This window comes from Erythrobacter sp., assembly GCF_038133525.1.
Taxonomy (GTDB): Bacteria; Pseudomonadota; Alphaproteobacteria; order Sphingomonadales; family Sphingomonadaceae; genus Qipengyuania.
Map to the genome: position 1 here is coordinate 1 of NZ_JAYPTL010000008.1, position 9,403 is coordinate 9,403.

General features: G+C 60.6%; 10 protein-coding genes. 7 read left to right on the forward strand and 3 right to left on the reverse strand.

Going from position 1 to position 9,403, the window contains the following annotated elements; genetic code table 11:
• The 3 genes from AAFM29_RS03310 to AAFM29_RS03320 form a co-directional block, all read right to left on the reverse strand.
• A partial coding sequence (locus AAFM29_RS03310; protein ID WP_341711410.1) for an acyl-CoA dehydrogenase family protein occupies positions 1-1,198 on the reverse strand: 1,198 nt, incomplete at its 3' end.
• A 68-nt stretch (positions 1,199-1,266) separates the two neighbouring features.
• Positions 1,267-1,593: a 2Fe-2S iron-sulfur cluster-binding protein gene (locus AAFM29_RS03315; protein WP_006834191.1), complete on the reverse strand. Its 327-nt coding sequence runs from the start codon at positions 1,591-1,593 to the stop codon at positions 1,267-1,269.
• 28 nt (positions 1,594-1,621) lie between these two features.
• Entirely contained in the window at positions 1,622-2,884 is a 1,263-nt protein-coding gene (locus AAFM29_RS03320) for a cytochrome P450 (protein WP_006834190.1), read from the reverse strand.
• A 201-nt stretch (positions 2,885-3,085) separates the two neighbouring features.
• Between AAFM29_RS03320 and AAFM29_RS03325 the strand changes: the two genes are divergently transcribed.
• The 7 genes from AAFM29_RS03325 to AAFM29_RS03355 form a co-directional block, all read left to right on the forward strand.
• Positions 3,086-3,814 (forward strand): FadR/GntR family transcriptional regulator, encoded by a 729-nt coding sequence (locus AAFM29_RS03325; protein ID WP_006834189.1) that lies wholly within the window; start codon positions 3,086-3,088, stop codon positions 3,812-3,814.
• A gap of 50 nt (positions 3,815-3,864) precedes the next feature.
• The gene (locus AAFM29_RS03330) at positions 3,865-5,007 is read left to right on the forward strand and encodes a nitronate monooxygenase family protein (protein ID WP_006834188.1); all 1,143 of its coding nucleotides are present in this window, start codon (positions 3,865-3,867) and stop codon (positions 5,005-5,007) included.
• An 80-nt stretch (positions 5,008-5,087) separates the two neighbouring features.
• Positions 5,088-5,780, forward strand: a complete 693-nt coding sequence (locus AAFM29_RS03335) for a Coq4 family protein (RefSeq protein ID WP_006834187.1) — start codon at positions 5,088-5,090, stop codon at positions 5,778-5,780.
• The gene (locus AAFM29_RS03340; RefSeq protein ID WP_006834186.1) at positions 5,777-6,949 is read left to right on the forward strand and encodes a transporter; all 1,173 of its coding nucleotides are present in this window, start codon (positions 5,777-5,779) and stop codon (positions 6,947-6,949) included. Before AAFM29_RS03335 ends, AAFM29_RS03340 begins: the two co-directional genes overlap by 4 nt.
• A complete protein-coding gene (locus AAFM29_RS03345; protein ID WP_006834185.1) occupies positions 6,946-7,422 on the forward strand; it encodes a Zn-ribbon domain-containing OB-fold protein in 477 nt (158 codons plus the stop codon). The genes AAFM29_RS03340 and AAFM29_RS03345 overlap by 4 nt, the downstream gene beginning before the upstream one ends.
• A gap of 6 nt (positions 7,423-7,428) precedes the next feature.
• Entirely contained in the window at positions 7,429-8,679 is a 1,251-nt protein-coding gene (locus AAFM29_RS03350; RefSeq protein ID WP_063506922.1) for an acyl-CoA dehydrogenase family protein, read from the forward strand.
• A partial coding sequence (locus tag AAFM29_RS03355; RefSeq protein WP_341711411.1) for an acyl-CoA dehydrogenase family protein occupies positions 8,679-9,403 on the forward strand: 725 nt, incomplete at its 3' end. The genes AAFM29_RS03350 and AAFM29_RS03355, both read left to right, overlap by 1 nt.

Consider the following 9,403-nt stretch of genomic DNA (forward strand, 5'->3'; position numbering starts at 1 on the left):
GCATGCCGAGCACGCGCTTGGCGATGATGTTGTTCTGGATTTCGGTCGAGCCGCCATAGATGGTGGTCGCCTTGCCGAAGAGCCACGCGCGCACGGCCCCGAGCTCGCCGTCCGAAAAGCCGTCGCCTTCCCAGCCGAGGCCCTGCAACCCGCGGATTTCGATCAGCAATTCGCTGCGTTCCTGGCTCAGCTTGGTGCCGAGCTTCTTGAGCACAGAGCTGATTTCGGAGACGCCGCCAGCTGCCTTGCTCTCTTCCATCGCGCGGCGCGCGGTGAGCAGGAAGCTGTTCCAGCGGATTTCGAAATCAGCGATCTTGTCGCGCAGCACCGCATCGGCGAGTTCGCCGTCGGCGCCCGTCGGCTGGTACTTCTTGGCGATATCGCCAAGGCTCTGGCCCATGAGTCGGGCGAGGCTGCCGCCGCCCGAGATGTTGGTGCGCTCGTGCTGCAGAAGGCGCTTGCCGATGGTCCAGCCCTGGCCTTCCTCGCCGACGAGGTTTTCCTTCGGGACCTTCACGTCGGTGAAAAAGGTTTCGCAGAACGGGCTGGTCCCGCTGATCATGGTGATCGGGCGGACTTCGACGCCGGGCGTGTCCATGTCGATCAGCATGAAGCTGATGCCCTTGTGCTTGTCGCTCTTGTCGGTTCGTACAATTGCAAAGCACTTGTCGGCCCATTGGCCGCCGCTGGTCCAGGTCTTCTGGCCGTTGACAAGGTAGTGGTCGCCCTTGTCCTCGGCAAAGGTCTGGAGGTTCGCGAGGTCAGAGCCGGCATTGGGTTCCGAATAGCCCTGGCACCAGCGGATTTCGCCGCGGCAGATCGGCGGAATATGCTCCTGCTTCTGTGCCTCGTTGCCGTATTCGAGCAGCGTCGGGCCGAACATCATGACGCCCATGCCGCCGATCGGGTTGTAGGCACCCGCCTTGGCGAATTCCTGGTCGATGATCTTGGCCTGCGCCTTGGTGAGGCCGCCGCCGCCGTATTCCTTCGGCCAGGTGGGGGTGCCCCAGCCGCGCGCGCCCACGGCTTCGCGCCACTTGGTCTGCGCCGGCGTTTCATTGGTGGGGCCGTCCACGCCGGCCAGCGCGTTCGACTGGCCCTTGAGTTCGGCGGGAAAATTGTCCGCCAGAAACTGCTGCACTTCCGCGCGGAAGGCGTCTTCGTCGGTCTGGGTTGCGGGCTCGATTTGTGTGGCCATGGGTGTTTTCTCGAAGAATCAAGGAAAGACAGATAAGAATGTAGGCTACGGGGACGAGGATCCCTCCGTCAGTATTGTTGTTCGGGTAGGTGAAGAACCAATCCATCCAGCATCGGCTTCATCGGAATCTGACAGGCAAGGCGACTGTATTCAGTGGTGCCTTCGGCGAACTGCAAGAGGTCGGCCTCCATTCCATCATGCATAAGCCGACCCACCTTGTCGATCCATTCGGGATCGACATGCACATGACAGGTCGCGCAAGCACATACCCCTCCGCAATCGCCATCGATACCCGGCACGTCATTGTATAGCGCCGCTTCCCTGGCTGTCTCGCCTTCTTCTATTTCGACCTCCCGTCGCTCACCATCGCTAGCCACGAACGTAATTTTGATCATCTTGAACTCCGCATTTCGATCTCGAGAGTCAGCGGGCGCGGAGCCGCACCGGCAGCCTGGTGATTCCGCGGACGAGGTTTGAAAAAAGACGCTCTGGTTCACCTGTAACCTCGACCCGGGAAAAGCGCTTGTGAATTTCTTCCCAGATGATCCGCAGCTGCAGTTCCGCGAGCCGGTTTCCCATGCAGCGGTGAATGCCATAGCCGAATGAGAGGTGATGGCGCGGATTTTTGCGGTCGATGATGAACTGGTCCGCGCGCTCGATAGCACTCTCGTCGCGGTTGCCTGACAGGTACCACATCACCACCTTGTCGCCCTTCTTGATCTGTTTGCCGCCGATCTCCCAATCTTCCAGCGCGGTGCGGCGCATATGAGTGAGGGGGGTCTGCCAACGGATGATTTCCGGAACCATTTTGCTAATGAGCGAAGGATCCGCGTCGAGTTTCGCGTACTCGTCCGGGCTTTGGTTCAAGGCGAGCACGCCGCCGCTGATGGAATTGCGTGTTGTGTCGTTTCCACCGACGATCAGCAGCATAAGATTGCCGAGAAACTCGAGGAACGGCATGTCGCGCGTGGCGGGAGAATGAGCCATCATCGAGATGAGGTCGTTCTTCGGCTCCTCGTTTATCCGTTCGTCCCACAGAGTCTTGAAATACATCGCGCAACCGATGAGTTCTTCGCGCCGCGCCTCGTAGGATTCGACGATCCCGGTTTCAGGTGCCGCAGTTGCTACATCGGACCAGCGCGTCAGCTTGCGCCGCTCCTCCCAAGGGAAATCAAACAAGGTTGCCAGCGTCATCGTCGTCAACTCGATCGCAACCTTATCCACCCAGTCGAAATCTTCGCCAATCGGGAGTTCATCGAGAATCTCTCCCGCGCGCTTGCGGATGATCGGCTCGAGCAGTTGCAGGTTGGACGGAGCCACTGCCGGAGTCACCGCCTTGCGCTGCTGATCGTGCTTGGGCGGGTCCATCGCTATGAACATTTCAAGTTCGAGCGCGCCTTCCACCGAATGCATGTCCTGGATTGCAATTCCGCCTAGCTTCGCTTCCGAAGAGAAGACCTTATGATTGGTGTCCACCGCCATGATGTCGTCGAACTTGGTAATGGACCAGTAAGGGCCGACATAGCTCTCGCGGCAGTAGTGGACAGGTTCTTCGGCGCGCAACCTGTCAAAAAATAGACCGATGGTATCGTTCTGAAACAGGCTTGGCCGGGCCACGTCGATTTCCTCGATCGGAATTGACGCGATCCTCGCCGCGGCATCCGGCTCGGCGATCTGGCTGTCCATAAGAACTATTCCTTCTACATCTCAGGCCTGATCGGCCTTCAGTCATCCTTAAGGGAGACATCTCGTGCAGTCAATAAATCGTATACTCTTTTAGTCCCTTGCAGACACCAATCCCATCGGATAGTGTGCCGATCCAACGAAGGTTTGCTAATATCCTTATACTTTTTATTCGAGAGGTGCGGGTGTGCTGATGAGTGGCGGATGTCAGCGGTGAAGAAGGCCAAGCGTGCCCTTTCTCTTGCGCAAAGCATCGTGCGGGACATCGAGGCGGGTCGCCATAACCCGGGTGACAGGCTTCCGCGCGAGGATGAAATGCTCGCGCGTTACGAGGTTGCGCGCGCAACTTTGCGGGAGGCTTTGCGGTTCCTGGAATTGCAAGGGGTCATCCATCTCCAGCTCGGCCGTGGTGGAGGTCCCGTCGTAGCCCGTCCGCAGACCGGCGATTTTGCAAGCAGTTTGTCATTGATTCTGCATTTCATGGAAGCCGATTTGCGTGGTTTGCTTGAATTGCGCGAAGCAATTGCTCCCGATGTCGCAGGGTATGCAGCCCAGCGTGCAACTACCGCTGATCTCAGCGCGTTGGCAGGGTGTCTGGCGGAATTGAGGCATCATGAAGCCTCTGATCAATTCGAGGAACTTAATCGCAGATTTCACGACTTGTTGGGTTGGGCGAGCGGCAATCCGCTGTTCGGTTTGCTGACCTCTGCGATGCATCTGTTGACCCGCGAGTTTTCCCATTCGCTGGGATATTCGGCACAGGAACGGGCGGTGCAGATGAAGTTTCTGGTGCGGGTGCTCGAGGCAGTGCGGACTGGCGACAGCGCCGCGGCCCGTCAAGCAATGAGCCGGTTGGTGGCCGGCTCTGCCGTCTATCTTTCGGAGCGCAGCCCCGAGCTGGTCTCGCAGCGGGTGCGGTGGGGGCAGCTGTAGAATTTTCAATAGTTTGAGTGTGCGTTTAGGCAAGTGGCTGGAGAGGAAGAATGGCGTTGAAGAGCCGAATATGCGAAATGCTGGGGATCCGGTACCCGATCCTGCTTGCCGGGATGGGCGGAGCGAGCGTTCCGGCGCTGGCGGCTGCGGTTTCGAATGCCGGCGGGCTCGGGGTCCTGGGTGCCGCGGCGTGTTCGCCCGATCAGTTGCGTGACTGGATTCGCCAGACCCGGGAATTGACCGACAAACCTTTCGGTGTCGATACGCTGCTCCCCGCGTCGGTCAGGCGCGGCTCTGCCCCTCAAAGCGGTGCTGCACCCCAAAATCCCATGGATCTGATGGGTGAATATCAGCAGTTCGCGCGCGACTTCATGGATCGTGAAGAGCTTCCGGAGGTCGATGCTGCCGCCGCCATGCGGGCGGCGGGCGCGCCTGAAATGGGCAAGGGCGGCCCGCAGTTGTTCTCGAAGGAATTCTTTGAGGCGCAGATGGAAGTGGTGATCGAGGAAAAGGTGCCGGTTTATGCTGCCGGCCTTGGCAATCCTGAACCGTGGATGGATCGGCTCCATGCCAATGGCACCAAGGTCATGGCGGTGATCGGCAAGGTCAAGCACGCCGAACAGGTCGTCGGGTCGGGCATCGACATGATCGTCGCGCAAGGGCACGATGGCGGAGGTCACAACTCGCCGATCGGGACTATTTCCTTGATTCCCCAGGTGGTCGACGCCGTTGGCGATCGTGTTCCTGTCCTTGGGGCCGGCGGTATCTCGGATGGCCGGGGTGTTGCCGCTGCGATGATGCTGGGGGCAGAGGGCGCGTGGGTCGGCACGGCATTTCTCGCGACCGAGGAAGCGGGCATCGAGCGCTTCCAGAAAGAGGCGATCACCGAAAGCGGCGATGCCGATACGGTCGTTAGTCGATCGCTTACCGGCAAACCGGCGCGCATGATCCGTAACAAATGGGCCGACGCCTGGGTGCAGGCCGGAAAGGAGCCTCTGCCGATGCCCTATCAGTCGATGATCTCCGGCCCGGTCATGGCCTCCGGGATCAAGGCAGAGCGCAAGGATGTCATCCCCGGCTTCGCGGGGCAAGGCATCGGCCTGATCGATTCGATCCGGCCTGCCGCCGAAGTGATGCGCGACCTGGTCGATGGAGCCGAGAAGGCGTTGGCGTCCGCTGGTATCTACAAGTGAAGCGCAGGAGGCAAGAAGATGGCTTACGCCAAAGGTCATGAATTGCGCCGCCCCGTAGAGCCTCTCAGAGCGCTGGGGCAATGAGGCAGTTGATTGCCGACAAGGAGGATACGGCGCAGGTGTTCCGTATCGTCAAGGCATTGTCGGGCAATTCCTATTATCGGAATTTCAATCGCTTCATGAAGTCGAGCGATGGGCGGCGTATCGCTTCCGACCGGGCCGACCTACTTGAAACCTTGTGCGATCGCAAACGCCTTGCGACCTGTGCGTCTGGCACGCTTGGCCGAGCCTACCTCGATTTTGTTTACGGGGAGGGTCTGACAGCAGAAGGTCTGGCGGAAGCCAGCGAGGCCGGAGGTCTGGAGGACCTCGGCGACCCCGATGTTTCCCTCTATCGTCGGCGCCTTCGCGATTCGCATGACCTGTTTCATGACGTCGCCGGATACGGCAGGGACGCACTGGGCGAATTGTGCGTGCTGTCCTTCGGAAACGCGCAATTCTATAATCACGGGATCGCTTTCATCTTGGGCGTCGGCATTCCCAAGATGAAACTGGAAGCTGCCCAGTTGCCAGTGGCGCGCGCTGCATTTGAAGCGTGGCGCCGGGGCCGGGCTGCAGCCGATCTGACCACCTTCTACTGGGAAGAAAATCTCGATCGTCCGTTGGAGGATGTCCGCCGCGAGTTGCGACTGCGTCCGCCGGAGACCTATCAGAGGGTGCGCGCTCTTTCCGAACAGCTCGAACGCGATTACCAGGCGGTCAGGCAGGCATGAGCTTAAGCGACAAATCGGCCATCACCGGAGTGGGCGAAACCGCTTTCGTGAAAGGCACCGAGAAAACCGCGGTCGACATGATGCTGGAAGCATCGCGCAAAGCCATAGCAGATGCAGGGCTGAAGCCGTCGGATATCGACGGCATGGTTCCTCCGCCGATCTACACCACCTCGGAAGAGATGGCGGCTAACCTCGGTATCGAAGTTCTGCGCTATGCCTCTACGGTCCACATGGGCGGGGCGAGCCCTACCACGGCACTCCAGAACGCCGCGATGGCAATTGCCAGCGGCTTATGCGACCATGTGCTGGTGACGCTCGGGTGGAACGGTTATTCCGCCTTGCGGCCCAAGCCTGGCGCACCGCCGACGCGGCCGATGAACATGAACACCCTGACGAATACGATCCAAGGCTATTACATTCCGTATGGCGTGTTCCTGCCGGTGCAGATGTATGCCTGGCTCGCCACCCGGCACTCCCGAATTTACGATATCGGCCCGGAAGCGATGGCGGCCGTTGCACTGGCGTGCCGTCGCCATGCGCAGATGAATCCGCAGGCCTTCACTTATGGCCGGGAACTGGATGCCGAAACCTACCATTCCGCGCGCTGGATATCCGAACCCTTTCGCCTCTACGATTGCTGTCTGGAGACTGACGGGGCATGCGCAGTCGTGGTTTCGCGAATAGACCGCGCCAGGGACATGCCGCATGTTCCCGTGAGCATCGCCGGTGCGGCTGAAGGGCATCCTTACCCCGCCGACGATATCCCTTCGCGTCCCGACCCCTTCAAGATCGGCCTGAGCTACGCCGCGCCGCGCGCGTTCGAAATGGCGGGGGTCGATCGCGAAGACATGGATTTTCTGCAGATCTACGACTGCTTCACCTACGTGGTTCTCCTTCAGCTGGAGGCCCTGGGCTATTGCGAACCAGGTGGACAGGCAGAGTTCGTCGCGAATGGCCAGATCGAGCTGGGCGGGCGCTATCCCGTCAACACCCATGGCGGCCTGCTGAGCGAGGCCCATGTTTGGGGACTGAACCATGTCGTCGAGGCGGTGCGTCAGTTGCGCCACGATTGTGGGGAGCGGCAGGTCGAAGGCGCCCAGACCGGCCTGGTGACCGGCTGGGGCGATCTGGGTGACGGCAGTATAGCGATTTTGAGGAGGTTTGCGTGAGCGACGAGAAAGATCTGCCGCCCAAGATGCGCCCCTCGGCGCAGGCCGCACCAGCCAAGCCAAAGCCGCGCCCGCAGGATCCGGTGGAGCAGGAATTCTGGAACCGGTGTCAGGACGGCAACCTTTACTTCCAGCAGTGCGAAGGATGCGGCAGTTTTCGGCATTTGCCGCGCTATATGTGCGCCCGATGCGGTTCTCCTGAATGGTCGTGGGAGCGTAGCACCGGCAATGGCACGCTGTTTTCCTGGACGGTGACCCATCAGGCACTGCATCCCGCCTTCGCCGGCGAGATTCCCTTCATCGCTGCGGTGGTGGAACTGGAGGAGGGAGTGCGCATGGCAACCCGGCTGGTCGATTGCGCGCTCGACGAGCTTGAGCTCGATCTGCCGGTCACGCTGGATTTCGAGCCGATCTCCGAAGATTTTCGCCTGCCAGTATTCCGACCCGTCGCGATCGCGCGCGCAGAAGGATAGACCAAGATGGATCTCGACTACGGACCCCAGTATGACGCGTTTCGCGAGGAAGTGCGCCAGTTCCTGCAAACCCACGGTCACCGCGCACCCGATGGCCAAGGCCGTGCCGCGCGCCCTTCCCCCGAAGCCGTCGAATGGCAAAAGCTGTTGATCCTGCATGGTTACACGGCGCGTACGATTCCCAAGGAATACGGCGGATACGGAGCCGAGCCGGACATCCTGAAATCGCGGATCATTGCCGAGGAATTTTCGCGCGCTGGCATCCCCGCAGGCCTTGCGAACCAGGGCATTTCCATGCTCGTTCCCACGCTGCTGGAACTCGGAACCGAAGCCCAGAAACGGCAATGGATCGAGCCGACCCTAAATGGCGAGATAGTCTGGTGTCAGGGATATTCGGAACCTGGAGCGGGATCGGACCTCGCCGCGCTCAAGACCAGCGCCCGCGTCGAAAATGGCGACTTTGTCATCAACGGACAGAAGATCTGGACCAGCACGGCCAAGCAGGCGGACATGATCTTTTGCCTTGTTCGGACCGAACCGGACGCGCCCAAGCACGGCGGCATCTCCTACTTGATCTTCTCGATGGACACACCAGGGATCGAGGTCCGACCACTCAAGACCATGACCGGTCATGCCGAGTTCAATGAAACGTTCTTTACCGACGTGCGGGTTCCCCTGGATCAGATCGTCGGGCAGCGCGGGCAGGGGTGGTACGTGGCCAATGCCACACTGGGCCATGAACGTGGCATGCTGGGCGACCCCGATGCACTGGAAAACCGGCTCCAGGCGCTGGTCAGGCTGATGCAAAAAGAACGCATCGGCCAGGGTTGCGCAATGGACAACGCCGTTCTGCGTGACCGGCTGGTTGCATTGCAAGCCGAAGTCGCGGCGATGAAATTCAACGGCATGCGCATCCTGTCGAACAGCCTTAGGGGGGATGCCGGCGGCATGGCGAAACTTGTCGTGAAGCTGCAGAGCTGTGAGCTCGCCCATCAGATTTCCGCGCTCGCGATCGACGCAATGGGCGAGATGGGCATACTCTATCACGGAAGCGAGCGCGAGCGCGAAGACGGTGCCTGGCAGTGGAACTACATGTTCCAGCTTGGTCTGATCATCGGTGGAGGCACCGCCCAGATCCAGAAGAACATCATCGCCGAACGCGGGCTGGAAATGCCGCGCGAACCCAAGTTCGCAACGCCTCCCGCCGTCGAACAGGCGACGGCCGTTGCAAGCGGGCAGAATAAGGGAGCCGCCTGATGGATTTCGGACTTTCGCAAGACCAAGAGATGCTCTGCGACGCGATCAGCCGCACTCTTGCTGATACTTGTCCGCTCGATCATGTGCGCGAATGCGCGGAGGGCTCGGTTCCCTTCAGCGACAACGTGCGTTCGGCGCTGGGCGAAATCGGCATTTGGGGAATGATGGTTCCCGAGCAACATGACGGGCTCGGGATGACAATGCTCGATGCCGCCGCTGTGGCCGAGCAGCTCGGCTATGCCGTCGCGCCGGTGCCTTTTATCGGTGCCCATGTACTGGCACCCCTTGCGCTGGCACAGGGCGGTAGCGAGGAGTTGAAGGCGCACTGGCTGCCGAGGATAGCGAAGGGCGAGGCGCAAATCGCCGTCGCGATCGCGGAAACGGTGGAGATCCGGGACCGGGCAGGCGTGGACTTCGACGGCGCAAAGCTCGACGGAACGGCTTTGTTCGCGCTCGACTTCCTGGAAGCCGACGCGTTTCTGGTAGCCGATACCGCCGGTCGTATGCACTTCGTAGCTGGCGATGCTGCGGGTCTGGAGAAGGTTGCTCTCAAAACGATCGACCGCACCCGGAGCGTAGGGGAGCTGCGGTTTTCTGGCGTAGCGGGCGAGGCTCTCGCGGACGATGGTGGGGCCACAGTCAGGCGCCTGCGGGACGCCGGCCGGGTGCTCCTGGCCGCCGATAGCCTCGGTGCGGGCCAGGCTATGATCGAAAAAGCGGTCGA